Source organism: Pseudoalteromonas obscura, assembly GCF_030135505.1.
Taxonomy (GTDB): Bacteria; Pseudomonadota; Gammaproteobacteria; order Enterobacterales; family Alteromonadaceae; genus Pseudoalteromonas; species Pseudoalteromonas obscura.
Map to the genome: position 1 here is coordinate 62,108 of NZ_JASJUT010000016.1, position 24,126 is coordinate 86,233.

At 39.3% G+C, this 24,126-nt stretch carries 24 protein-coding genes and 1 pseudogene; 20 read left to right on the forward strand and 5 right to left on the reverse strand.

The genetic code is table 11. From position 1 onward, the window contains the following. Window positions 1-22 precede the first annotated feature (22 nt). The 4 genes from QNM18_RS27340 (at window position 23) to QNM18_RS25120 (ending at window position 2,408) form a co-directional block, all read left to right on the forward strand. The gene (locus QNM18_RS27340) at window positions 23-220 is read left to right on the forward strand and encodes a GNAT family N-acetyltransferase (protein ID WP_417714868.1); all 198 of its coding nucleotides are present in this window, start codon (window positions 23-25) and stop codon (window positions 218-220) included. 202 nt (window positions 221-422) lie between these two features. Further along, complete coding sequence (locus QNM18_RS25110; protein WP_284138749.1) at window positions 423-1,037, forward strand: hypothetical protein; 615 nt, start codon at window positions 423-425, stop codon at window positions 1,035-1,037. A 542-nt stretch (window positions 1,038-1,579) separates the two neighbouring features. Continuing rightward, complete coding sequence (locus QNM18_RS25115) at window positions 1,580-2,074, forward strand: hypothetical protein (protein WP_211010496.1); 495 nt, start codon at window positions 1,580-1,582, stop codon at window positions 2,072-2,074. A 1-nt stretch (window position 2,075) separates the two neighbouring features. Further along, on the forward strand, window positions 2,076-2,408 hold the full coding sequence (locus tag QNM18_RS25120) for a hypothetical protein (protein ID WP_284138750.1): 333 nt from the start codon (window positions 2,076-2,078) through the stop codon (window positions 2,406-2,408). Window positions 2,409-2,880: 472 nt separating this feature from the next. Here QNM18_RS25120 and QNM18_RS25125 read toward each other — a convergent pair whose 3' ends face one another. Then, window positions 2,881-4,098 carry an alpha/beta hydrolase family protein gene (locus tag QNM18_RS25125; RefSeq protein WP_284138751.1) on the reverse strand — a complete coding sequence of 406 codons (1,218 nt, stop codon included), beginning with the start codon at window positions 4,096-4,098 and terminating at the stop codon, window positions 2,881-2,883. A gap of 161 nt (window positions 4,099-4,259) precedes the next feature. Here QNM18_RS25125 and QNM18_RS27345 point away from each other — a divergent pair. From QNM18_RS27345 to QNM18_RS25165, 9 genes and pseudogenes are all read left to right on the forward strand, one after another. Next, window positions 4,260-4,493: pseudogene (locus tag QNM18_RS27345) on the forward strand (DUF6348 family protein); the annotation flags it as partial. 213 nt (window positions 4,494-4,706) lie between these two features. Then, window positions 4,707-5,207, forward strand: coding sequence for a hypothetical protein (locus QNM18_RS25130; RefSeq protein WP_284138752.1), 501 nt, complete (start codon window positions 4,707-4,709; stop codon window positions 5,205-5,207). Window positions 5,208-5,684: 477 nt separating this feature from the next. After that, on the forward strand, window positions 5,685-5,834 hold the full coding sequence (locus QNM18_RS25135) for a hypothetical protein (RefSeq protein ID WP_284138753.1): 150 nt from the start codon (window positions 5,685-5,687) through the stop codon (window positions 5,832-5,834). A gap of 441 nt (window positions 5,835-6,275) precedes the next feature. Continuing rightward, window positions 6,276-6,623: a hypothetical protein gene (locus QNM18_RS25140; RefSeq protein WP_284138754.1), complete on the forward strand. Its 348-nt coding sequence runs from the start codon at window positions 6,276-6,278 to the stop codon at window positions 6,621-6,623. A 123-nt stretch (window positions 6,624-6,746) separates the two neighbouring features. Further along, window positions 6,747-7,358 (forward strand): HNH endonuclease, encoded by a 612-nt coding sequence (locus tag QNM18_RS25145; protein ID WP_284138755.1) that lies wholly within the window; start codon window positions 6,747-6,749, stop codon window positions 7,356-7,358. Window positions 7,359-8,246: 888 nt separating this feature from the next. After that, window positions 8,247-8,771 (forward strand): hypothetical protein, encoded by a 525-nt coding sequence (locus tag QNM18_RS25150; RefSeq protein WP_284138756.1) that lies wholly within the window; start codon window positions 8,247-8,249, stop codon window positions 8,769-8,771. 26 nt (window positions 8,772-8,797) lie between these two features. After that, complete coding sequence (locus QNM18_RS25155) at window positions 8,798-9,148, forward strand: hypothetical protein (RefSeq protein ID WP_211010507.1); 351 nt, start codon at window positions 8,798-8,800, stop codon at window positions 9,146-9,148. 118 nt (window positions 9,149-9,266) lie between these two features. Further along, window positions 9,267-9,776: a hypothetical protein gene (locus tag QNM18_RS25160; protein WP_284138757.1), complete on the forward strand. Its 510-nt coding sequence runs from the start codon at window positions 9,267-9,269 to the stop codon at window positions 9,774-9,776. Between the two features lie 2 nt (window positions 9,777-9,778). Continuing rightward, window positions 9,779-9,937 carry a hypothetical protein gene (locus tag QNM18_RS25165; RefSeq protein ID WP_284138758.1) on the forward strand — a complete coding sequence of 53 codons (159 nt, stop codon included), beginning with the start codon at window positions 9,779-9,781 and terminating at the stop codon, window positions 9,935-9,937. 240 nt (window positions 9,938-10,177) lie between these two features. Here the strand turns inward: QNM18_RS25165 and QNM18_RS25170 are convergent, their stop codons facing one another. Continuing rightward, window positions 10,178-10,960 (reverse strand): ferredoxin reductase domain-containing protein, encoded by a 783-nt coding sequence (locus tag QNM18_RS25170; protein WP_284138759.1) that lies wholly within the window; start codon window positions 10,958-10,960, stop codon window positions 10,178-10,180. Window positions 10,961-11,077: 117 nt separating this feature from the next. Between QNM18_RS25170 and QNM18_RS25175 the strand changes: the two genes are divergently transcribed. After that, window positions 11,078-11,986 (forward strand): LysR family transcriptional regulator, encoded by a 909-nt coding sequence (locus tag QNM18_RS25175; protein WP_211010511.1) that lies wholly within the window; start codon window positions 11,078-11,080, stop codon window positions 11,984-11,986. A gap of 212 nt (window positions 11,987-12,198) precedes the next feature. Here QNM18_RS25175 and QNM18_RS25180 read toward each other — a convergent pair whose 3' ends face one another. Both QNM18_RS25180 and QNM18_RS25185 read right to left on the reverse strand, forming a co-directional pair. Next, window positions 12,199-12,936, reverse strand: a complete 738-nt coding sequence (locus tag QNM18_RS25180; RefSeq protein WP_284138760.1) for an ABC transporter permease — start codon at window positions 12,934-12,936, stop codon at window positions 12,199-12,201. Next, the gene (locus QNM18_RS25185) at window positions 12,933-13,829 is read right to left on the reverse strand and encodes an ABC transporter ATP-binding protein (protein ID WP_284138761.1); all 897 of its coding nucleotides are present in this window, start codon (window positions 13,827-13,829) and stop codon (window positions 12,933-12,935) included. The genes QNM18_RS25180 and QNM18_RS25185 overlap by 4 nt, the downstream gene beginning before the upstream one ends. 931 nt (window positions 13,830-14,760) lie before the next feature. Between QNM18_RS25185 and QNM18_RS25190 the strand changes: the two genes are divergently transcribed. The 4 genes from QNM18_RS25190 to QNM18_RS25205 all read left to right on the forward strand — a co-directional run bounded on the left by QNM18_RS25190 (window position 14,761) and on the right by QNM18_RS25205 (window position 19,482). Beyond that, window positions 14,761-15,747: a DUF1852 domain-containing protein gene (locus QNM18_RS25190; protein WP_211010517.1), complete on the forward strand. Its 987-nt coding sequence runs from the start codon at window positions 14,761-14,763 to the stop codon at window positions 15,745-15,747. 24 nt (window positions 15,748-15,771) lie between these two features. Continuing rightward, window positions 15,772-16,800: a methionine synthase gene (locus QNM18_RS25195; protein ID WP_284138762.1), complete on the forward strand. Its 1,029-nt coding sequence runs from the start codon at window positions 15,772-15,774 to the stop codon at window positions 16,798-16,800. 88 nt (window positions 16,801-16,888) lie between these two features. Next, complete coding sequence (locus QNM18_RS25200) at window positions 16,889-17,713, forward strand: sulfite exporter TauE/SafE family protein (protein ID WP_417714869.1); 825 nt, start codon at window positions 16,889-16,891, stop codon at window positions 17,711-17,713. Between the two features lie 569 nt (window positions 17,714-18,282). Then, complete coding sequence (locus QNM18_RS25205; RefSeq protein WP_284138763.1) at window positions 18,283-19,482, forward strand: DUF642 domain-containing protein; 1,200 nt, start codon at window positions 18,283-18,285, stop codon at window positions 19,480-19,482. Window positions 19,483-19,633: 151 nt separating this feature from the next. On the opposite strand, the gene QNM18_RS25210 is transcribed toward QNM18_RS25205, so the two are convergent. Continuing rightward, window positions 19,634-20,416 carry a hypothetical protein gene (locus QNM18_RS25210; protein ID WP_284138764.1) on the reverse strand — a complete coding sequence of 261 codons (783 nt, stop codon included), beginning with the start codon at window positions 20,414-20,416 and terminating at the stop codon, window positions 19,634-19,636. Between the two features lie 886 nt (window positions 20,417-21,302). Between QNM18_RS25210 and QNM18_RS25215 the strand changes: the two genes are divergently transcribed. Together QNM18_RS25215 and QNM18_RS25220 are read left to right on the forward strand one after the other, a co-directional pair. Further along, on the forward strand, window positions 21,303-22,961 hold the full coding sequence (locus QNM18_RS25215) for a hypothetical protein (RefSeq protein ID WP_284138765.1): 1,659 nt from the start codon (window positions 21,303-21,305) through the stop codon (window positions 22,959-22,961). Between the two features lie 690 nt (window positions 22,962-23,651). After that, window positions 23,652-23,852, forward strand: coding sequence for a hypothetical protein (locus QNM18_RS25220; RefSeq protein WP_284138766.1), 201 nt, complete (start codon window positions 23,652-23,654; stop codon window positions 23,850-23,852). The last annotated feature ends 274 nt before the right edge of the window (window positions 23,853-24,126 follow it).

The window sequence follows — 24,126 nt, forward strand, 5'->3', positions numbered from 1 at the left end:
AGACTGTGTATCTGGTTCACAGGTGTGTGTTGGTATCGTAGGTGAACTAGTTGGCTTTGCACGTGTATTGAGTGACTTTATCTATAAAGCTGTCATTTTTGATGTCATTGTAGCCCCAGATGAGCGCGGGAAGGGTCTTGGAATTACGTTAATGGAGTTGATAAAACATCATCCAAAACTGAACAAGGTTCTTCATTTTGAACTCTATTTTTTTACCTGATATGGAACCATTTTATGAGAAGCTTGGCTTTACCTCAGAGGTGGGCGGAATATGTCTGTTGAGATGTGAAAATGTCTAATAAATTGTTCATGCGGACAGCGAACAGTCGGCGATTTTGGTTTGATTTGAGCTCAGTGATTATGGTGGTTCTGTTTGGGATTAGCAGTAGTTAGCTGTTATTTAACAAGGTGTTAAGTCTCTTATGAATATCGGGTATTACGAAAAATTTGAGAAAGAATTAGAAGCCGGGCTAAAGAAACAAGCAGCAGCTTCAGTGAAACTTTTTGTTGAGTCATTTAACGGAGAGGAAGAGGTTCGCGACTGGGTATGGTCGTATTTACCTAACCTTGAGAAAAACAGACATAGCTGTATCCGCTACGAAATATTCATGAACCTCGTTTATCCTACTTTGAAAAGAGGTTTTGAGGCTGGTGATTACGATTCAACGATGTGGCTTGGTAAGCTTATTCAAAATATTTATCAAACCAAAGGCATTTTTGAAGAACTTGGCTCTCTGGTTGAAATGGATTTTTATAAAAGGTGTCACGAAATAGATCCCGAAAATAATCAAGGAAATGGCCTACTACTTGGCAGTCTTTTAAACTGGTTTTCATATTGTGAACATGAATGGCCAGCTGGTATTTTATACGGTAATGATGGCGCAAGTATTGAGCAATGCGAAGAGATAAGAAATGAAGCAAAGTTTGCTTTATCGCTTGTGACTGAGCAAGCGGATATAGACTTTATTGAACAGTTTTTAGAAAAGCTAGTTCAGTATGAAACGAGACTTATTAAGGCTTTAAAGTCAGACTCGTAACAGTTGACTCAGTTCCGCTTAGCTTCACATGTTAGCCAACAATTACTCCCTACTTTAGGCGGCGTTATCCATACAAAACAAGAGTGCCTGTCCTATTTGCTCAATCGATTTCTAAGATCTTTTAAAAAGTTGCTTTTTTGATTGTATTAAAACCAGTTGTCAACATTCAAAAATGCCTCAAACTAATAAGGCAGAGTTAATTTTACCATTATTTTATAAACAACACGGTTTATGGTTGCGTTTGATTTTTAAATAAACAAATATATGTAATACTTTTTAGCTTAAAAAGTGTGGGGCATTTTATAGGGTGAATTAATGCAATCAAATTTAGTTGCGAAGAATAGTTTTAAGAAAAAATCAATAGGTGTATACTCCTATTGTTAGTTTTCTATTTATTGAACTAGGTTCCTTTTAATAGTTGTGTGCGGTTTTAAATTGCAAGGCTGCTTGAAGGACTAGTTTTAGCTACTTTAAAATACTTAAAATAGCCATAAGTTTTATTTTAATCTAGAACCCAAAAGCCATCATTGGTAATAATTAACATGAATATAAGAATATTATTATTTCTATCTATCGTAACTTTCGTAATTACAGGTTGTTCCAGTTCAAGAGTTACAGCATCTCTTAGCCCGGAAATTCCAGAGGCGTCATATACAGGAAAGGGAACAAATGCAGGGCCGATGTTGGTTGGCTCTCTTGGTGCTGTGGGGGTTGGTGTAGGTATAGCAATAGATAAGGGTATAGCTAAAGACTTTGACAAACAGATTGAAATACATAAAGCCAAATATATTAAAAATATTTCTGTTCTACTAAAAGGTTACTTTCCAAACGCCGAAAGTTTTAGCTTGTCACGGCTTGAGTTCACTGCTGTACGAAACGATGAAAACTTGGTGAACACGAGCTTGGTTATTAAAGTGGAAGAAAACAGTGCCATTGATTTTGTATCTATTGAACTAGAAATAATCAAGTTCGATGATTTAAAAACGTCAGATGCTTTCTGGCAACACCTCGAAAAAAAACTAAAAAAAGGACTGTAATATGAAAACAACTCTCTTTATTGGATTACTCATTGGAGCTATTTCTTTTGGCACCAAAGCGAGTACATGGGCCAATGCGTCTGGAAAAATCAGTAATATTCAAGTATGGGCCAATGGTAGTGATCCATATGGAGTCTGGGTTACTTTAGAGAGTGGCTCCGTAACGCCAAGCGATTGTAGTCTGACTTATTATTTACAACATAACGCTTCAAACAAAGATATCGTTTATAGCGGTTTACTTACATCAAAGGTGTCTGGCGGTAACGTTACTATCCAAACAGATAGAAGTAAGAATGCGACGGGTTTGTGTCGAATTCATAAAGTTCTTTTTTAGAGCAATAAATATTTAAGATTTAGGTAGACACGATATAGAAAGTAATTTGGCACCATTTAGGGCTGGCACAAATTTATTGCTTAAGTCGTGCTATTTTACTTCAGTTTAAATATCTAGCTTGAGTTGAATAGGAATGACAAGAGCACGGTGTATACGCCGTGCTTTTTGTGTGGAGAGGGTAAGTTAACAGGTAAAAACTTTGACCGCAGACGGACATGGATTAGTAGAGCGAATGAAGCTGCCAAGCAGTGTATTTGCGAGACAACGAGATGATATCTAGGTGGTATAAGTTTTACAGAGGGAGTCCAATCATTGATAGACATCTTAACGGTGAAACTTTTGGTAAAAAGAAAAGTGCCTGTCCTATTTGTTATCAGGAACGTCAATTAATTAGGTGCTTTTCATCTAAACTCACATAAATATTTTTTGTTTGCTATAAGCACAGCTTTGGAAGCAGCTCATACGAGTGTATTCAAAATAATTGTGTTAACCAATCTTTCAATTCATAGTAGACACAGAGCATTGGCGATTTTGGCCATAATTCCTCAGAGTTGCAGTCAAAAACTTTGAAACTAAAATCTTCTCTGGACAAACTGGTAGGTGGCTTAAAATAGCCTTTATTGTTACCAAGGTGATGCTCAAAGAAACCTGTGCTCAGGTTGGCCACATCAACAATCGCTTTGAACTTATTATCTCTTTGCAGTGTTGATTGCGGTTGTTGAATCATCTCTTTGAAGACGACAAAGTCGGTGAAAGACAAGTGATTGAGGTCTTCAAAAATGGCAACATAGCCTTTGTTTTTCACGTTCAGAAAAACTTCGCTGAAGTATTCTTCGTAGGCGTGCACATACATAAAAGGCTGTTTAATAATAAGCCCTTTTCTATTGAAAATTGTACCGTCAAGGTTAATGATGGCATCGACTTTGTCTGACTGTGCTGCGCTATGAAAAGCTGCTGCACCACCATAAGAGTGACCAATAACCCCGACTTTTTCGGAGATCTTGTTGTAAAAAACACTCTCTGGTTTTTGGCTATGTTGCTGTAAGTGTTCAATAACAAAGTGCTGATCTGCGGTCCACATTGCCAGGTCAATTCCTAGGTTATCCTGAGGCAACTCTATGGTCAGCTTGGTCTCAGAGTCAGGGGGAGCGTAGTGAGACGAACCAAAAGTATGGTTAATAGAAGCGACTAGAAAACCTCTACTGGCAATATACGAAGCCGTGATGACAAACAGTTCCGGGTTGAGATAGTACCCATGCGATAAAATGATAAGGGGTAAAGCCCCCAAAGAGTCATCTATTTCGGCTCCTTCAGCGATGTTCCAATTCAAGGGCTTTAACTTTTCTATTGCTGGTGGCGCTATTACTTCATCGAAAATAAGCTGGTTAACCCTTGCAAACTTGTCCGGCAAAGCCGCTAGCTTAGTTTCCTTATTATCGACTACAGCGGGATAAAAAAACCTAACTCCCAGCTGTCTGGGGCCCAAATCAATCGTTCTATGGTCGTTGCGACTGTGATCTTCTAGGTGAACAACAAAGCTCCCAACTGGCTGCTTTAAAGGTAATGATATCGTCTGCTGGTAGATACACAGATTATTTCCTGTTTCAGACTCACAGCTTTGCACCTTGCTGGTTGCTAGGAAAAGAACAATTGCCACAGAGAGTAATTTCGCTAGGCGTTCAGGATTCATTATTTATTCCAATGTTTTGTTTGTGATTGATAGTGCGGCTCAGTAATTCCCCATTTTCCATAATGAGTGTTTGTTCGGAAAGGTCGCAATACCTGTCACCATACTACCTCATTACTAATTTATTTTGTTGTTTTTAAGGTAATTTATCTTTTTGGAGGAAGTACGAGCTCGAAAAGATAGAAATCGAAAGTTGGCTAATAAACGGAGTAAATTATAGCGCTTATATTGGTGATCTTGGAACAAGAGCTCCCGAAGGTGTCGAAGCATCAATTCCAGAAACGCCTTTTGAGTCTTTAGAAAAATCAACTAAAAATGGAGCGCTAGAATCAGAAATACCTTGGTTTAGAGTTTTCTTCGAGCGTGTATCTGGTGAATTTTCCTTAGAAGCTCTATAAGAAAACGAGGTTTGGGAAAAAGGGACTTCAATGCTAAGCGCATAACTTTGGGAAAAATCAGAGGGCTATTATAGTGTTTGTAACTTTATTATACTGCGCAAAGCATAACAAAAATCTGCACGCTTACACATATTGATACGCTTGTTTTTGTGTATGTTGCTATGCTCCAACTATATACAAAAACGCTCTCCGCAGTATCAGTAGGTGAGCTAGGTGTTTAATGTAAGTGCTATGAATACGATAATTCAACATATTGAAACATACTGGACAAAAAAATCCCGTGGACACCCTAAAGCAACGCTAAGAAACGCAGTGCCAGAAGTTTTTCCAATAGAAAATGTACCAGAAACTCAAGGTGTATTATTAATCGAAGTTAAGCACTCTGAATGTAGCAACTTTCATAACCCCTCTGTTTCACGTTTTCGAGCCATAAATGAAAATCAGCAACGACAATTGGGATTTGAGTTTGAAGAGTTAGGTGGTGAATTGTTAGTATCAATGTGGAGTAGTAGTGGATATTTGAAAAGAGTTGGTATCTTAAAGGCAAATTCATGGCTCAAGATAATTACAAATGAACGTACTTCATTAGAGTATACTTGGGCTTATTATAAGCATGTATATAACATTTATTATGGTAATGCATGCAATATCGGCAATGTACTTACCTCTCAGCAACCGAATACAGTATTAAACCTGGAAAATAACCTATGGTAGTTTAATCTTCGATATTATTGTGTGGCTAGTAGTATCTTGTTTCGTTGGCATAATGTGGAAGAGACGACGACAAAAGTAAGTAAAACAGCTAACACATATGAACCGTCTCCCGTCAAGAACATCTATGGAGTCGTGTCTTGCAATGAGCAGGCTTTGCACAATTCAAAGCATGCCCCCCGCGATTTCTATTATCCAGTACATGTAGCATGAGATGGTCTTTTTAGCATATCTCTATGTATACATATACGCTTGGGTCATGGATAAAAATCGTGATTCCATAGTAAGTTACATTTTATTTCATGTATATACATTGCTTAGTGTTTGTTAAATATCACTGTTATGCGACAATTGACGTACTTTGCCCCTTTCTAACTTGATGACGCCTGTTTAAGTTATTGAGGGGTAATAAAGTGTGTGTCTGAATAACTGTTGTTATGCGGCATTTATCGTAGATAAAAATGTTAGGTTTTACGAAGTATGAGCATCAATTGTAGCATTTGCGGTAAAGCATTAGAACAAGGTAATGATTCTCTTTCTGAGGATTGTGGTGGTGATTGCTGGGAATGCATTGACGAAATTGAAGCTGACATGGGAGACAATTACGCAATTCAGCAGCTAAGGAAATAGTTTCAAGCAGGGCTGCGTAATAACTGGCTGCCTGAGCCAAAAGTTAAATATGATAAAAACTCTTCCACTATTGAGGTATACGTTGAAACTCCATTTGGTGAGCCCCGTATAAATAAAACCTTTGAATTGAGATTGTACTCAGAATTAATTTTTTAACGTACAAAAGTACATTTTGATAAATTAGTTACACCTTGCACCAATGGCGCCGTCACTACGCCAATTGATAAGAAACTCATTCTAAAAAACTGTTGGTGTAGGGTTACACGCGGATATTGAGTCTGGGTTTACCCAATTGGAGCCAGTAAAACCGAACAAACGCTTTAACCAAGGGAAGCAAAACAGCAGGCTTACGCTCGTTTCTCGCAATTTTAGCCAAGCATTTTGCACCGCTTAGGCGGGCGTTATGTTGCTAATTAGCCTCCTGCTATCTATGGGGAAATTGTGAAATATCTACTTATATTCGTATTTATCTTTTTTCAAAAGATTGTTTCAGCTACTGAACCATTAGAGGAAAGAGAGTACATATTAAATCTTGTGCAAGAAGTTAGGTATTACTTTAAAACTGAAAAGGGCTGCAAACCTAGATACAGTTTCAAAGAACGTAGGCATTTGGTTGAAGAGCTTCTTTCAATTAAAGAAACAGAAGTAAAGAGTATTTTGTATAGAAGTGCTAATGAACTAGGTATATTTTTAGAGCGCGTCAAATCAGGAAGGCAAGGGCTGACTATAGAAATATATCTAAATGAAGGCCGGTGCGATGAGTTTGACATATTTGAAATAATGCACTGATAACTCGCAACATAACAAGTTGCACAAAAGGACGCAAAAAGCTTGGCTAGCGCTCCTTCGTCGTTAATTTTGGCCAAGCTTTCTGCGCCTCTTAGCAAGGCGTTAAGTGCCTGTGAGGATTCGATGATTAAACTTGAAACTGAGTTTATAAATTACCTGTTGAATAGAGACAATGCTGTAACAATAGATACGGCTCGAAGCTACGTCAGTTATTTAAGAAGAGTTGACAAACAGTTGCACGGTATCGAATTTCACACAGAACTGACATGCTTAGACGACATTAAAAGTTTAGTGTTAGGTTTACGAGCTATTGGTATGCCAGAGCGCTCAATAAATAATTGCTATGTCGCAATGCGTGCCTACTTGAAGTTCGCAGATGAAGTAATAAATACAGAGAAAGTCTTTCCTGAACAATCAATTGTTTACGTTGAGGGAGCTTCAGTAAGTATCAAAGTAAATCGCTTTGAGCGAAGCCCACAAGCCAGAGCTGCATGTATTGCTCATTACGGTGCAATTTGTAAGGTATGTGATATCAACTTTAGCGATATTTATGGAGATATTGGCACTGGCTTTATCCATGTTCACCACGTGAAACCGGTTAGTGAAATTAATCAGGAGTATACTGTTGATCCAGTAAATGATCTCATTCCAGTATGTCCAAATTGCCATGCAATGCTTCATCGAAAGGTTCCACCATATACAGTATTTGAGTTGAAGAAACTTATGGTGAAATAGGAACTTAACAAAGAATTTAAGAGTGATTCGCAACGCTTGGCGTTTTGCTTCGCTCAAGTATAGCAAAGCGCTGCTCATTCGGGCAGGAATGAGGCTTATTTAATTGGCACTGAAAAGGAGTTATTGAACTTCGCTCAGAGCATAGTTGAATCCGTACAAAGCGCTAAAAGTGACACCTTCTTTGGCGAAAAAGTTAAAACTAGCAAGCATATCTACGGGAAAGTATCTTTTGCTAGTGAAGTTTAATTTGATGGGGTTGTTGTTACTGAAAGTGTTGAACAAACAGATGAAATCGGTTGTAAAATTCAGGGCGTTATAAGACCATGGAGGTTTCATGTCCAACGGAAAGCCTGAGTTAATTGCGATAGATCATGATGATTATCATGCGCAACATATAGGACTAGCACAGAATGGCCATCAATTTTTTTAACTAATCCATTTGAGCCAGCACGCCCTGATGTTGCTGGTTGCGAGTATATAACTCTATTTCTATTTGACCCTGCTGGTAATCTAGTTGATTCGGAAATTGAAGAGCTTGATCCGAGAGGCACTTACTCTGAGGGTGATGCAAATAAAAAAATAATGAAAAATTGGAAAAATTAGGAGATGTAACTTTCCAGCGTATTGAGGTTAAACTATTTTCAATAGATCACAAGAGAACAAACATTGGGCTAATTACCTGAGAGCCTGAAGAAGGCTGTGATGTTTGGGATGTTGAACTTTTACCTGGTAATTACATGGTGTTTTTCGAACCGAGGGATAGTGGATACTATCGTATAACAAGAAAAATTAAAAATTGTGGACAAAAAGCAGTTGGCTTTGTTCGCACCTCACAAATTTTAGCCAACTATTTTATTGCCCCTTGACGAGGCGTTACAAGGAGGAAGCTTGCGCACATTCTATATCGCATTAATGTTTTTTAGTTATTTCAGTGAGGCGCAAGAACCAGCTCCACTCGCTTCATGCTTGTCTTATGAAATAAGTAGAATTGATGAAGACATCGGGAAGTTTGTATTGCAGAACGTATTTGCTCCGCAACTATTTGAGAACTTGGATAAGCGTTTTCCTGAACAAGATATTGATTGGTCGGCTTGGACTACGAGTGTAGATGAATATAAAGGTGAAGATGGCAAAGAAAAAACGAAACTCAAAGGCTGTTTTGACATCACCGAAATTCATGACAACAATGAGTTGATTTCTTCAATCATGCGAGTTTCCATGACTCGATTTCAAGCAGCCATGAAGTTTTATTCAAAGCCAAGCACTGAACAAATTCCGAAAAATAAAATAGAATCAATGCTTGATGGTTATGAAAACTTGCTTAAGAACCCAAAAGTTAAACAAGCAATGAAAGACGAGTTGGAACATAGCAATCAAGTTCAAGCGACGCCAAACAAAGGCCCGGCTGGTTAGGGCGCTCTGTGCTAGCGAGGTTATTGATGAATCAGCTTATTAAGATAACCGTGGCTATCCCTTTTATTGCCATTGCTTTTTATCATCTGTATTTTTTTATTAAACCAAGTGTTACTGTCATAAATGAATCAGATAACGCTATCACAGAGGCCATTGTTCGTTTGCCTGAGAGTCGTTTGAATTTTGGCTCTATTGGACGCAAGCAAGAAAACACCATTTACCATTCACTCTCTCAAAATGATGGTAGTTATAATTATTCATTTAAAATTGACGGCAAAACAATCACTGGAAGTTGTGGTTATTTAACAAACAATGAATTCAATAAACGGTTTATGATTACAGTTAGTAAACGTAACCGGATAAGTTGTAGCCAATAAACACATAACAAGTTAATTAAACAATGGGCGTAATACAGCAGGCTTGTGCTTATTCTTTGCTTAGTTTAGCCTGTCACTTTTCTCAATTTATTAATACGTTAAACAATAAATCATGAGTATGTTTATAAAGTGTAGAGTTGCCATTGATAACTTTACGGCAAATATCAACGAATCGGCCTTAGCTATTTTAGCTCGAGTTAACTGGCTATATGTCCGGCTGCTATTTATTACCATAGGCGTAGCTCCGCAGTTCTTTGTTACTTCTGATGCTGTACCAGAAACTCTGTCGTTGACGTGGCAGTTCCTTCCCGTAGTATTACTTTTTAGTATTGTCGGTCTGCTGTTTATAATTGGTCTTCAAGCGTTCAATCCAATGTCAGCAAAGGTTTGGCTACCTCCAGCTTGGAAACACAATCCATTTGATTTAAAGCAGCCTCTTCAGTTCTTTCATTTTGGGGGCTGGTTTACGCTCGTTGGTTCTCTGCCTAGTTTCTTATTCGCGCTAATGAGTGAGGGTAATAAGGAGGGTATGCTCATAGCGGCTATGCAGGCCTCTTTTGGACTTGGTATACTTATTGGTTTGAGGTTATCCGCCTTAATTTACCATCGGAAATTCACCAATGCCTAGCAATGCAAATCAATTCGCTAGTCAGTTGGCTTGCCATTTACCTAAAGAAAAAGATGGGTATCTTCATCGTAACAAACTTCGCAGGTAGAAATACTCAAACACAGTTAGAAGCAATTGTAGATAAGATTATTGATTACTTAACGGCATACAACAAAGCCTAAAAGTCGGAGTCGTAACCGTTGGCTCAGCTGCGCTTTGCTACAAATTTTAGATAACAATTATTCACCCCTTAAGGTGGACATGAGCAGCTTCTGAGGTCATATCTTGAAAAGTGAATACTTTGCACAATTTAAGACCTGGCCTCATGATTTTGCTGACAGAAAAATCACTTGCTAAAACGCCAAAAACATATTTGACCGTGACTTGAAAAGTGATATCAGCTTTAAATAGCCTGAATTACTCTACGCTTCTAGCTTTTCGTCTCGAGGTGAAAATTCAAAAACGTCTGAATAGCAATTTCGCTCTTGTAAGCCTAAAGAGTTGAGCTGGTCAATCGTGCCATAAACCATTTTTGATGAGCCACACAAGTAAGTATGTGTATCCGTAAGATCAGAATAGTCTTGTTGTATGACTTCGTAGAGAAAGCCTGTTCTTCCTGTCCAACCCGACTGAGCTGACTCTAAAATCGTATTGAAATTCAGGTTTTTATGCGCAATTGCCCAATCATGAAACTGTTCCAAAAGGAAAAAGTCATCGCTATGACGATTGGACCAGTAAATGTTGATATTCGCATCAGGGTTTCGATGCAAAATCTCTTCAGTTATACACTTAATCTTGGATATGCCAGAGCCCGCTGCGACAAACAAATGAGGTTGCTCAAGATTGGTTTGTAAAAATGCTTTTCCCATTGCAAGCATGATAGTAACTGGCTGATTATTTGCTTTGGCAGCAAACAAACAGTCGACAACTTTACCTGAAAAGTCACTGGTAACTTGAATAATCAAGCAGGTTTTATTCGGTTTATCAGCATCTAAACGGCTGGAAATTGTGTATGAAAGCCACAATGGTTTACCATCATGATTAACATCAAGTTTGAGCTTCAAATATTGCCCTGACTTATAGTCCAATACGGTTCCCTCAGGGGCTAACAGCTCAATTTGAAAGGTATGTTTATTCAGTGACTCGATCTTGGTTACAAAAACGTCATAATGTGCGACAAGGGGCGTTTTAGCTTCGTTTTTCATTTTCTAAACTTACATTTAATCGTATGGATTATTTAATTGGCGCTAGTTTAGATGAGTTTATTGATGAGATATAATGATATATTATAAACAATCTATTAATTTTACTCATAACTAAAAATGTTAGAACGTATCCACCTTCGTATCATTCATGCTGTCCATCAGCAAGGCTCTCTTACTGCCGCAGCAAAAGAGCTCTGTGTAACACAATCGGCATTAAGTCATACAATACGTAAACTGGAAGACAATCTCGGTACTGCAGTCTGGGTACGTGACGGAAGAAGTTTAAGGCTAACACAAGCAGGCCATTATCTACTTAATATCGCAAACCGTGCGCTTCCGCTATTGAGCGGTGCTGAAGAAAGGTTAAAACAAATCGCCATGGGCGAGCGCGGCACACTTAGGATCGGGATGGAATGCCACCCTTGCTATCAATGGCTATTAAAGGTGGTATCGCCTTTTTTAGAAACCTGGCCGGGTGTAGACGTAGATGTTAAACAAAAATTTCAATTTGGTGGAGTAGGCGCTCTGTTAGATTACGAAATAGACCTGCTGGTAACACCTGATCCCTATTTTAAAAGTGGCCTGGTCTTTGAGCCAGTATTCGATTATGAGCAAGTGCTCGTCGTCCCTAAAGATCATGAATTAACAGCTCAAAAATTTGCCAAGGCAGAAGATCTTAGAAACCAAGTGCTATTTACCTATCCGGTTTCAAAAGATCGCCTTGATATTTACACGCAGTTCCTCAATCCAGATCAAGTGATCCCTAAACAACATAAAACCGTTGAAACCACTGACATCATGTTACAAATGGTCGCGTGTGGTCGGGGTGTCGCAGCATTACCACGCTGGTTGGCAGAAGAGTACAGTGTAAAATTACCATTATCTGTTGTGCGTTTAGGTAAAAATGGCATCGCGAAACAAATTTATTTAGGGACTCGCGAAGGTGATAGTAATATTGATTACCTCGGAGCTTTTATCAAAATGGCGCACGGTTATAAACACCCTATGGCTATAGGCGCGGAGTAAATCAACAGCCATTAGCATTTCCTAATGGCTATAACTACCTATTATTACATTCTTGTTGCGAGCCAAGTCGCGGTAAAAAGATGAGTGTAATGTTGGCCTAAAAGTAAATAAACATGACATAAATGGAGTGTCCATATTTATCATCCCAATAGAAATTTATATGCCCCCTGTTCATGACAAGGTGCATTGAAAGTATGACAACACCAACGGACTTACTGAAGGCTATTATATTTTTTGGTTGCTAACCAAGCACATGGTAAGGTGAAAGCCATTACTCCAATCACATGCCAGCTCAATTCAAAACCTTGATGTAAAGATAAAATACTCAGTCCCAATTGCGAAAGATGATAACTCGGTAACAACCACGCTAAGAGCTGTAATACCTCGGGAAACAGGGCGATCGGCAACCACAAACCTGACAACATTGAGATGGGTAAATACACTAAGTTCACCAGCGCGGGTGCGGTTTTTGCTGAGAAGCTCAACCCCATACATAAACCCAACATACAAAATGGAATCGTGCTAAAAACAGCCAGAAAATATAGCAGCATCCATTGCTGAAAAGCCATATTTACACCAGCAAGCACAACAGCTAAGCAGCTTAGCAACACAAATATCAAGGACGAAAACACAATAGCGGTAAAGGTTTTCCCTAATAGATACTGGCTGGCAGGCATTGGCGATAACTGCTTGAGTGTCAGAAGACCATTTTCTCGCTCGGTCGCAACATTCACTCCGAAATTAAATAAAGCAGGGCCTATCACGCCAAAAATTATGTAATTGATCAACAAGTAGCTGCTTGTTGTGGGATCGCCCATCGTCACACCAAAAAATAAATAAAACGCACATGGAAAAGCGAGGACTGGGATTACAAACCCTAAGCTCCTAAATACATTTTTTAAGTCACACCATGCTTCTTGACGTAAGCTGTATAGGGGGATGTTCATCATGCCGCTTGCTCCTGCTTGTTTAAAGTCATAAACGTCTGCTCTAATGAACTGGGTTTAACACTCAGTTGCTGACATTCAAACCCAGCATTAAACGCGGCTTTTAATAACTCATTTGGGGCCGAGCACCGCGTTTTAGCTATGCCCTCATCTAGCTGCCAACGCCACTTATTGAGCTGTTTTTGTATAGACTCTAGACTATCGTTATAACGAAAGCTCACTTCACTCACCTGCATGCTTTGACTAAGCTCAGCGGCACTCCCTTGCGCTACAATATGACCTTTACTTAAAATAAATAGCTCATCACTTAAAGCTTCTGCTTCTTCCATATAGTGTGTAGTGAGTAAAACTGTTTTTCCTTGAGCTTTAAGCGCACCAATGGTTTGCCACATCTGTTTGCGTGCACTTACATCCATCGCTAGACTTGGCTCATCTAAAAACACAATTTCAGGATTGCCAATAATTGCGATGGCAAATAGTAGTCGCTGCTTTAATCCGCCAGACAATTGGTTAAATGCCTTGTCACGATGCTGATTTAAGTCACACAAACGCAGCGCTTTAGCAATCGTTAACGGGGCACTATGATAGCTGGCAAATAAGGTAAGTTGCTCCTCTACGGTTAAACTGCCAGGTAAGCTGCCTACTTGTAACATAGCCCCCACTTTCGCTTTCGCTTGCACAGATCCAGCCTGCATATTTAAGATATTTATCTTGCCTGCTGTGGGTTTTAAGCGGCCTAACAAAAGATTTATTAATGTAGTTTTACCAGCTCCATTAGCGCCTAATATGCCGTACACTTTGCCTTTCTCTAAGGTAAATGAAAGCTCATTTAGCACCGGTTTACTTCCGTAGCTGTGGCATAGCCCCTCTACGGTAATGGCTGCGTGTTCAGTCATAGTCTATACCCTCATCATGGTTGCTTTTCGCATACTTTTTATTGTCTCTTTAGGAGCCGATATGTTTACTTCTATAAGCGTCTTTTGGCATTGCATTAAGCTATATCCCATAGCCTGTGCTCCTCAAATAAATACTTCCATCTCTCCTCTGCCATGCTGTCATTTTGTTGGCAAGGTGAGTATGGCAATGTATTTGCTTTGGGATTAGTGAGCTTTGTCATTGATTTTTATGACAAGTGTCATATTGAGGTAAGAAATAAACATGACTCCTATCTCAATTTGTTGTGAACACATAAAGTTAAATCGACGAGAAAAGTTTAGAAAACACCCAATCTAAAGCCCTAGTACACATGCTGGGGCTTTCACTTTTGTTATTTGAGCAATATTTTTTTGCGAAAATAATAATTCTAAAACGTATGTTTTCTCGTCTTTGTTGATTGCACAAACCCATGTGTTTTTTGGTCCATCATTCGTAATTGTGGTCCACAAAAAAATAGAGTTGTGCTCCACAAATATAGAGTGGTGGTCCAAAACCTATGTAATTTGCATTAGAGAAATGATATATGACCTAAACGCGGCGCTCGTTGTACTGCATATTTTGCAGTGGGCTTGGAGCGCAGCCCTTCACGTAGTAAAACAGCTTTTCAGTGATAACACGCTGTTTCGAACGATTGCAAATATACTTAAAAGCCAACGGCTTTGTTCATAAAACTGTATCACTAAACACAGAATTAATTACCACCCAAGCTCGTCGCTTACTGCGATTAACAATTCCTGCGTATTTATGTATTCGCTCCGTTCACATAATACCATGAGCAAAACTCATAGGTTCATAAAATTAAATCAATATTAATCATGGGTTATTCATCATAGAATCGCTTCATTACTTTTAAGGCCAGATTTAATTTTAAGCTAGGGACACCACAATATTATGAGCAGCGATTTCACCTATTCCATTAAGACCATTCGATTTGATGAGCACTATTCACCTTCAAACGATACGCGCCTTACTACAAACTTTGCTAATTTGGCGCGTGGTGAAGTACGTCAGGAAAACCTGCGTAAAGCAATTAACATGATCAATAACTGTTTTAATAGTCTGGCAAATTGGGATAACCCAAACAAAGACCGCTACGCTGTTGAAATTGATATTGTGCATGTAGACATTGATGTTGAAGGCAATGGTGAAACCTTCCCGACTATCGAAGTTTTAAAAACATACATCGTTGATCACCATACGAACAGACGTATCGAAGGTATTGTGGGTAACAATTTCTCATCGTATGTACGCGATTACGATTTTAGCGTGCTACTGCGTAAACATAATGAAGGAAAAGATCAGTTTTCTGTGCCAGATAACTATGGTGAATTGCACGGTAAAATGTTTCAAGATTTCATTAATTCAAGTGCTTACAAAGAAAACTTTAGTAAGCCGCCTGTCATTTGTTTAAGTGTATCAGACAACAAAACCTATCATCGTACAAGTAATACACACCCGATTTTAGGTGTTGAATACACGCCGAATGAATCATCACTGACAGAGCAGTATTTCAAAACAATGGGCATGGAAGTTCGTTACTTTATGCCTGAAAACAGTGTTGCTCCGTATGCATTCTTTTTCTTCGGTGATCTGTTAAACGATTACAGCACATTGGAGCTGATCAGTACGCTGAGCACCATGGAAACGTTCCAAAAAATTTATCGCCCAGAGATTTACAACGCGAACTCTACCGCTGGTGAAACTTATAAGCCAAGCCTGAAAAACTTAGATTGCTCTTTAACGCAAGTGGTTTATGACCGAGAGGAGCGCGCTCGCCTTGCAATTGAACAAGGCAAGTGGTGCGAAGATAACTTTATTCAGCGACACCAATCAACGCTGGAAAAATGGGCCGCTAACTTTGTTCAGCCGTCATTCTGATTTTAAGGTATAGATGCATTAATTATGAAAAAACTATTCCCAACCTCTACCGCAGGAAGTCTGCCAAAACCATCTTGGTTAGCACAACCTGAACAGCTTTGGTCACCTTGGAAACTAGAAGGTGAAGAACTGATTGCCGGCAAAAAAGACGCACTGAGAGTAACATTACAAGAACAAGACAGTGCGGGTATTGAAATTGTGAGTGACGGTGAGCAAACACGCCAGCACTTCGTCACCACGTTTATCGAAAACTTAAGCGGTGTTGATTTTGAAAATAAGAAAACGGTTCGAATTCGTGACCGCTATGACGCCAGTGTGCCGGGCATTATTGGCCCAGTAAGCCGCCAAAAGCCGGTGTTTGTTGATGATGCAAAATTTTTACGCTCGCAAACACAGCAGCCAATCAAATGGGCGTTACCTGGGCCGATGACCATGGTAGATACGCTTTATGATGATTATTATCAAGACCGTAAAACTCTTGCATTCGAATTTGCTAAAGCATTGAATGAAGAAGCAAAAGAGCTTGAAGCAGCTGGCGTTAATATCATTCAATTTGATGAACCTGCGTTCAATGTGTTCCTTGATGAAGTGAACGAGTGGGGTATAGAAGCCCTTGAAATCGCAACCCAAGGGCTTAAGTGCGAAACCGCTGTACACATTTGCTATGGCTATGGCATCAAAGCAAATACCGATTGGAAGAAAACATTGGGCAATGAGTGGCGTCACTATGAAAAAACCTTTCCAGCTATCCAACGCTCTAACATCGACATTATTTCTTTAGAATGTCATAACGGGCGAGTGCCTTTAGAAGTTCTGGAATTGCTTAAAGGCAAGAAAGTGATGGTAGGTGCTATTGATGTAGCTACCAATGACATTGAAACGCCAGAAGAAGTCGCCGACACTATTCGCGAAGCACTTAAATATGTCGATGCCGACAAGCTCTACCCAAGTACAAACTGCGGTATGGCACCGCTATCACGAGAAGTAGCGAGAGGCAAATTGCAGGCTTTAGCAGCAGGGGCTGAAATAGTAAGAAAAGAGCTCTCTGCATAATTTCTTCGTTTGCCTTTTACATAACCAACAAGTGGGTTTTCCGTTTGTTGGTTTTATTTATTTCATTTAAACGTTGTTGATTCACACTATGATAGAGTTTTTAAGCAATAATACTTCAACACTTATCGCGCTGATTGCAACTGGTGCATTTGCGGGGATTTTGGCAGGTTTGTTGGGGGTAGGCGGCGGTATTGTGATAGTGCCGGTGCTATTTTTTGTTTTTCAGAGCTTTGGCGTATCGCCTGAGTCGGCCATGGTCATCGCCACCGCGACTTCGTTAGCGACAATTATTCCAACCTCCATCAGCTCAATTCGCTCGCACAATCAAAAAGGCAATGTAGATTTTGATCTGTTAAAGCGCTGGGCTGTGTTTATATTTATTGGCGTTTTGGCAGGAAGTTGGCTGGTAACTCGCATCAACGGCACTTGGTTGACTGGGCTATTTGGTGTGATCGCTACCTTATCAGCCCTGAATATGATGTTTCGAACAGGCAAGTCAGCTTTATTTCAATCACTACCCGGTAAAGCCGGACAAGCAACAATGAGTACCTCAATCGGGTTTTTCAGCTCAATGGTGGGTATTGGTGGCGGTACTATTTCTGTTCCATTACTTACGCTTTGTAACTACCCAGCTCACAAAGCTGTGGGTACAGCCGCTGCCATTGGATTAATTATCTCTTTGCCAGGTGCCGCGACTATGCTCATTTTAGGTCAGTCACCAGCTGATGCCCCGGTGGGCACGTTCGGACTTGTGAACCTAGTTGCATTTCTATGTATTGTGCCTTTAACCGTGTTATTTGCGCCAGTTGGCGCATCACTCGCAGCTAAATTAGACGCAACAAAGCTCAAGAAAGTATTTTCTATCGTATTGCTTATTACAGGCATGCGTATGCTAATACAATTATTTTTGTAGGGCTGAACAAGCGCAGATATTAACCTGCAAAAATTTGAAAAAGTAAATGTAAGCGGGCGCTGGAAGTATTTGGCTCAAAGCTGAAAGTGATTTAATCACTACTGCATACTGCAAGATCTGACTCTTTCACTATTAGGTTTTTGCCATAGGTCAGCCACTTGGAAAGTGGCTGACCTATTGTTAAGCCTCAAAATAATCAGTCAGCCTTTCAATATCAAAATCCTCTCGATACAGGCTTACTCCTTTATTTTCTGTAAAAGCAGTTTATTTTCTATGGCTTGCTGTTTTATGATGATGTGTTTAAGCATGCTAAAACTCTAATTCAATTCATTCAACTGAACTTAATAAACTCCCTTAAAAGTTGCCAGTGAAACCCTGATCTTTTGTGGCAATTTCCCGATTGATAAGTGCTTCTTTCAGTTTAGGCATTATTTGTGCAATTTCACTACAAATGAATATGTAAATTCAGCTCTACTTGAACGTTTGTATTTAATTTAATCACCTGAATTTATTGACTAAATATTTTTCGAATGTGCTGTAAACACAACCAAAACTGGGAGTATTACGATATGAAATTATCTCTTTTTGCAATGTCCACGCTTTTTGCTTCGCAAACTGCAATAGCGGACAATTTAGTTACAAACGGCTCTTTCGAACAGGATGTCGTTAATTCTAAATGGAAATTACTCAGTACAGTTAGTGGGTGGCAACGTGAAGGAGCGAGGTTTGAAATTCAAACGTCACGCCTCGGTATCATTACCGCTCAAGATGGCAATCAATATATTGAGCTCGATTCGACCGCTAATCACAGCGTATTTCAAACTGTAGCAACAGAAGCTGGGAAAACCTATGAAGTGTCCTTTTACTACTCACCGCGTGTTAATGGGAACAATCAGACAAATAAAGTTGATGTTAAGTGGAATGGCACGACGGTTTTAAATTTAAACGCAGCGCAAAGGGGATGGCAATCTTTCACCTTGTCTGTAGAGGCTGTTTCAACTAGTTCAGAGATCCGTTTTACTGGGACTGGCACAAACGATAGTCTAGGAGGCTTTATTGACGACGTAGTCGTATCAGAAAAGCAGGCTTGCCACACGGGTATTTTTGGGATTAATAACTATGGCTCGTTTGAGACGGGTTATGTCTATAAGTTTAATATAGAGACAAAGACTTTCAGTGTCGTAGCTGGGGCTCAAAATACTGCGTCAAACATTGCGAGTCACAATGGTAAGCTTTATTTCATGGAACAGCTTGATTCTGGCAGCAAGGCTTCAAAACTTTGGTCACTAGATCTAGAAACAGGTGCTCAAGTCGCTGAGACGGATGCGAAATCCTGGCCAATTTATCGTTCTGCAGTAACAGCCAATGGGCAAACTTTGCGCGCCACGAGTAAAACTTATATGTATGATTACAATCTTCGAACTGGCGAAAAAACCGTTTTAGGTAAGATGCGTTACTCAGGAGACTCCTTCTCACACGGCGACATTGCATATTCTGCTGATAACAACACACTTTATGTGTTAACGGGTAAATCCTTATATACAATCGATGAGAATTCGATGGCATTAACCTTGATTGGTCACCATGGCATTAATTGGGCGTCTGGTTTAGCAATTTCTGATGATGGTTCATTGTATGTCTCAGGAAGAGTCTCAGGTGAAAACGCGAAAATTTATACCGTCGACCCGCAAACCGCAGTGTCTACATATGTTATGGATGCACCAGAGCATATTAATGATTTAACTTTCGTCGATAATTACTGTATGTAAATGCTTTAAGGTTTGTTTGACCGCATCAATTAAAATGGGTTTGTTTTCGTATTCAAACCCATATGATTGTTATCACAAAAAGTGATTTTAGCGATTATTAGCTGCTTTTTAGCAGTTAATTTTAAACGCGGTTAGTAGCTTTCGCTTGTTTTTAATACAGGTGCTTTAGTTCAGTTGGCACTTGAGCTGTGATATTTGCAATACGCTCTGCTTTTGCGTCTATACCAACAAAGGTGGTTGTGTCATTTCCTGGCACACACAAGGTGGTAGTAATTGGGCCAGTAGTTTGGTTTGCCTCGGTAAAGTTAACACGAGCAATACTGGATGACGTGGTGTTAAGCACTGCCAAATTGATACATCCTGCCATCATAGGAAATTTTACGCCATCTTGACTTGTACTCGCGGGGACACGTGCAATCTCAAACCCTGCATTGTTAGCATTTTTAGTTGTTTGTAAGCTAGCTCTACCATAATTACTAATTTGAAGTGAAGAGCGGCCATATACATTAAGCGTAGAGATTGGCTTGTCATTATTTATATAGTAAAAGTGAACATTACTAGATGGAATTAAAATAGTAGAGCTGGTTTCTTTTGGATTGACATACATCCAGTTAGAGATCTGCTGAATGGAGCCGTTAATCGAGGCTCTGCCCCAGTGAATATTCGATAGAGTCACAGCCCCGTTCATATTTTCAATGGTACAAGAGTCTTGATGATATACAATAATGCATCGGCCACCATTAGTCTGGTATTGGTAGTCCAATAGAATGTCAAAAGAAAATGGATTCTGCCCCGCAATAGGCATAGGTACTGAATGCGTAGTGCCATCAGTCGTTGCTGCTAATTTAAACGTTATATCTTGCTTTGCATTTGCGTTAATACTAAAAACAGCGCTTGCCAAAGTTAAACTAATCAGGGCCTTCTTTATTTTCATCTTTTTATCCTTAACGTATTTGAAACTATTAATAATTGAGCGAGAGAGGGAACAAAAAACAGTTGTGTACGGTTGCTCTCTCAAGTGTTTGGAAGAGCAAGTAATACATCCAACTTCTCTTTTTTGGAAACAAGATGTTATGTTTTACACATGTTTATTTCAAGTTAAAGTTTTGTGTTGGGACTGAGTTGAAATAGTGGATAGACCTGTTGAATCATTGACTATCTAGTTGGCCTAGTCATTTTCTTATTCAATTTACTATTTCTGGAAATTCTCTAGCATAACTCTGCAAGCGCGGAGTTGGATTCAAAGGCACCTACTTTCCTTAGCATCAGACGTGTTTAAATAGAGTTGTGTTAGAAATACAGCTGGATGTCATGTGTTTTGTTTCTTTCACTATGAGGATATGCCGATTTGATCCCATTTTTGATTCAACAGACAAGTAAAAAAGCGCTTTCTAAACTTATTGCAAGTTACAGGTATGGAAATACAATGGATTTTTCATCAATAAATAGATATTAGGCTAATTAGTAACGATTCAATTTCAGTACAGAACATGAGAGGCTCTACTCATCCGCAATGGTGCTAACAGGGATTTTACCTTCAGGGGCATTATAGACAGGTTAAAAATATAAATACCATTTCCATTAATTTATCATGTCAATTATTTTTATAATTTGGTGGTAAATATAAAATAATTAATATTTTTTTATATGATTTTAAGGTGCAGATTTATAAAGTTTTTATTTTGGTTTTGTGTTGGGTTTTAATGGTGGTTTCTATGGGTTTTATATTTGTATGGACTTTATATTTTAAATGTAATTTAATTTTTTGGCGTGGGTTTTTGAACCAAATTTAAATTAAAAAAATAAGGTTGTTAGAATAAATGTCTAAAAATAAGACGAAAAAAACACAATTACAGGATGATAATTTCGAAAGATCGCGTAGAAAAATCATGTATGCATTGCCTGCATTAGGCGGTGCGGCGATTTTGGCTTCGACAAAATCAAAAGCTTCTGGAACAGATATTAGTGCACATACGGTTACGTCTTCTCTTGGCACTCAGTTTTCAACAGTTCCTAGGCCTTTACATGAAAGGTTTACTGATAGAGTTTATGCAAAAGATTTTGGTGCAACCTATTGGCACCAAGATATGTCAGCTAGTTCTAATATTGAAGGACTAAATGCTGCGTTCGAGTTTGCTAATCAAGAAAGCCACAATGGTGAAAGAAAAGTTGTTGATTGCGGCCCTTCAAGAATATCTGTAAATAAAAGTTCATCAGCACCGGGCGTTGTTGATTTTCAAACATTAAAGTGGCCGAACAATACAACGGTTAATTACATTGGCCCTTCGGGTGAAAATGTACTGTTTTTGAATCATTTTAGTGGCCCTTATGGAGAATATACAGAGGGTGTTCCTGTCAATGAGTTAAATATCACAGCCCCTTATCATCCTGCGCTAATTTTAAACGTTAAAACGAAAAAGTCTTTTGGTGGGATAGCACAAAAAGCGCATACCGTAGGAGAGGCCAATAATTCGGTCACAACAGAATCATCAACGATAGGATTTAGAATTGATGACGACAATGTTTGGCAATGGATCGTAAATGGCGATCGGTTATTCCGCAAGAATTTATGGAGTGAAAGTAAAGGGCTGCTAATTAACCGTTTTGTTATGAGTGGCGACACGGGTGATGTTGGGATACAAAGGGGAAACCCACAGTTTCCAATGGATATAGCAGGTGGTATGCGAGTAGTATCAACTGATCAACATGGCCCTGAGTTTAATCAGTATGATAATGTGAATCGTTTTGAGTCACCTGAAGTTGTTTTAGAAAAAAATATAAAAGGAGTCAGTACAGGCGTAAAGCTCAGTACAGACCCTAAAGGTGAAATGCTGAAGGTTTCGACCTTGCATAGTGCTTCTGAAGGCGATGCCTATTTGTCCTTAAATAAAGGCTTTTTCTATATCGTGAATTCGTATTCACCAAACTGGCAAGGGGCTGCACTAAAACTCGGACACAATTCTCAAACTCAGCGTTCGATAAATGTTTCAGGAACTATTAATACTCAGGGTCGAGATTATGCTGAATATATGTTTAAAAACGAATCCTGCGGCGAGATCTTAAAAGGCGATGTATGTGGCATTGATAACAAAGGGTTATTGACTGATAAGTGGAATGAAGCAATTTCGTTTGTGATAAAGTCGACCAATCCATCATTTGTGGGCGGAGACGATTGGCACGAAAAGGTATTAGAACCGATATCTGAGCAGGCTACTGAGCAAGAACGTGAATCATACTTAAAGCGTCTGCAAGAAGAGCGTAAAAAGGTTGATAGAATAGCTTTCAGTGGACAGGTACCTGTAAATATTATTGACGCTGAGGTGGGCGCTTATTTGGTACCAGTAGAGCGCAATGGAAAAATTGGCGTTATCGCAAAGAGTAAATCAGATTTATCTATGACTGAGTACATGGACAGTGTTGGAAAAGTTATTGCTATTGGAGATGATGGCAGAACAATAGCCCTTGTTAAGGTTTGCTAGAATAGAAATTATGGCCTTCGACATGTAAATTTATACTGTGAAGGCCTATCACGCCTGTGTTAGGTGGTTTGGATAAAGAGTTCAAAGTACGTCATCTATCCGCGTTTTTAAACTTGGCAAAGTCCACTCCCTCTCTACTCTATTTTTGTAGCCGAACTATTTTGATTTGTTTATTTGGGGCCCTGAGAGTAATACCGCTAATCACTGTTTTTCGCAGCACGAATGCTCGCAGGTTTGTTTGACACTATGGTCAAAGACTGGGGTATGATTATAAAAAGACTTACTGTACTGTTTATTGCCTTTAGCCATTGCTGGTTGCGCTGCCCCTTATAAACCTAACGGAGTATTAGGTGGATATGATGACTGGAAACTGGGGGAGGGCTTATATTGAGTCGCATTTTATGGGAATGGACATAGTACCAAAGAGCAGGTTAGTAATTATTGGCACAGAAGGGCCTCTGAACGCTGTCAAGGTAAATACGAAGTGCTTGAAGTGCATAAAACAGCGAGCACTATTGGGAACAGTGGCGAACTACCTCCTTTGCTATCCGTTTATAAAGATGCTGAACTTATAATACAAACCGGGAGAGTTAAGTGTATTTAGTGACTTATCAAAAAAATTAAGTAGACCGAAAAGAGTATGTCGTTTCTTTGCTCAGTCTAACAAGCCCAAAAAGCTTGCGTACGTCTTTGCAAAAATCATCTATTTTTACAGGTCCAGCTGGTGGCGGCTCCTCCACTTATGCGCAAGATGGCAATGTCGTTTATTACGATGTGAGGTTTAATAAGTCGTTATGTAATTTGTCTTCCAGCGCAGTAGAGTGGGGCAAAAAAATATCATTAACTTTCCATCAGGTACAACAGAGCTTAAGTTTGCTTGAAAAGTATTAAGTGAGAGTGAAAAGCAGGCTAAAAGCTTTGTTACTTAGTTCGAATGATTATGCTGCTTTAATTTGTGGCGGAGATCCCTCACATACAGACCACACAAAACGCGAGGGCACATGTAAAAATGCCAGAAGCGACCTGAAATGGAACGGGAACTGGACCAATATTAATACGACAGATGGCTCTATTTGCGGTTGTGAAGTTGAGTAAGCTCAATAACGGTATGTATTTTTTATCAATATGAGCAGGTTGAGCCTAAACGAAAGCCCGCCAACCGGGC